Origin of the sequence: Aeromonas sp. sia0103 (assembly GCF_963895295.1) — a bacterium.
Taxonomy (GTDB): domain Bacteria; phylum Pseudomonadota; class Gammaproteobacteria; order Enterobacterales; family Aeromonadaceae; genus Aeromonas; species Aeromonas encheleia.
This window is the reverse complement of the sequence record NZ_CAWQKG010000010.1, coordinates 1-1,292: the sequence shown is the minus strand read 5'-3', so window position 1 is coordinate 1,292 and position 1,292 is coordinate 1. Positions and strand designations below refer to the sequence as shown.

At 60.1% G+C, this 1,292-nt stretch carries 1 protein-coding gene; it reads left to right on the top strand.

All coding sequences use genetic code 11. The features are described from left to right. A partial coding sequence (locus AACW18_RS02635; RefSeq protein ID WP_256352022.1) for a DUF5801 repeats-in-toxin domain-containing protein occupies window positions 1–1,292 on the top strand: 1,292 nt, incomplete at both ends.

The following is a 1,292-nucleotide window of genomic DNA, read 5'->3' as shown; positions in this document are numbered from 1 at the left end:
GCAGCCTGGCGCTGCAGTATGAGGTGATCCGTACCGACGCCGATGGCGATCCGGTGAGGGTCTCGGACAGCATCGTGCTGGCCGATGGCGAGCGCTCGGTGTTCAGCTTCGACGACGATGGCCCGACAGTGGGGCTAGCTGTTGAGGCGCCGGGTCTGGGGACCGTGATGGTGGATGAGAGCCTGCCCGCACTGGGCGGTGTGGGTGGCGATGGTATTGCGAGTGCCACTCTGGCGGCCGCTACGGTGCAAGCCCAGTTCAGTCATTCCTTCGGGTCGGATGGGGCAGGTAGTATCAGTTACAGCCTGGCACTGAGCGGTAGCAACGTGGCGAGCGGCCTCTACGCGGTCGATCCGCAGGCGACCAATGGTCAGGGCGCTCAAATTCTGCTCAATCAAGCGTTCAACATTATCACCGGCAGTGCCAACGGAGTGGATTACTTCACTTTTACCATCGATCCGATCAGTGGTGCCGTGACTCTGAACCTGCTGGACAATGTCTGGCACGGCAATACCAGCAGCGCGGATGACAGTGTCAGCCTGACGCTGAGCAATGGTGTGCTGACCCTGGTGCAGACCGTGACCGATGCCGATGGTGACAGTGCCGAGGCCAGCCTCGATCTAGGGGCCAACGGAACGTTCCGCTTCGAAGACGATGGTCCGATCGCTACCGATGAGGCAGCGCAAAGCGTGGCGGAAGGTACCACCAAACTGGGGGCCTTCGACTTTGTGCCTGGTGCCGATGGTGCCGGAGTCAGTCATATCAATGGCATTGCACTGACCTTTGGCGGTGATGGTTACTCTCAGGTTGTGGATGTTGGCAATGGTGTGCTCAAGGTGAAAGCGGACGGCAGTTACAGCTACACGGCCGATGCGTCGGTGGATACCACCAACCCAGTGACCGACAACCTGACCTTTACCGTGACCGATAGTGATGGTGATGCTGTTACCAAGGCTGCCAGCTTCAACATCACCGATGCCAATGTGCCAACCGGTGGTTCAACCACTGCCGCGGTGGATGACGACGGTCTGACTGGTGGCAATCCGGCGAGTACCACGGGCGATTTGGTGGTGGCACCGGATCCAGACACTAACGAAGCCACGTTCAGTGGCACCCTGACCTTCGGATTTGGACCTGACGGCGCGGGTAGCGTCAACTTCGCTATGATGCACGGCACCAGTGGAACGGTTGGCCAGGAAACGGTGAACTACAGCTGGAATGGCGCCAACAATACGCTGACGGCCACGGGTCCACGGGGGCCGCTGTTCAGCGTGGTAGTGAACCCGAGCACG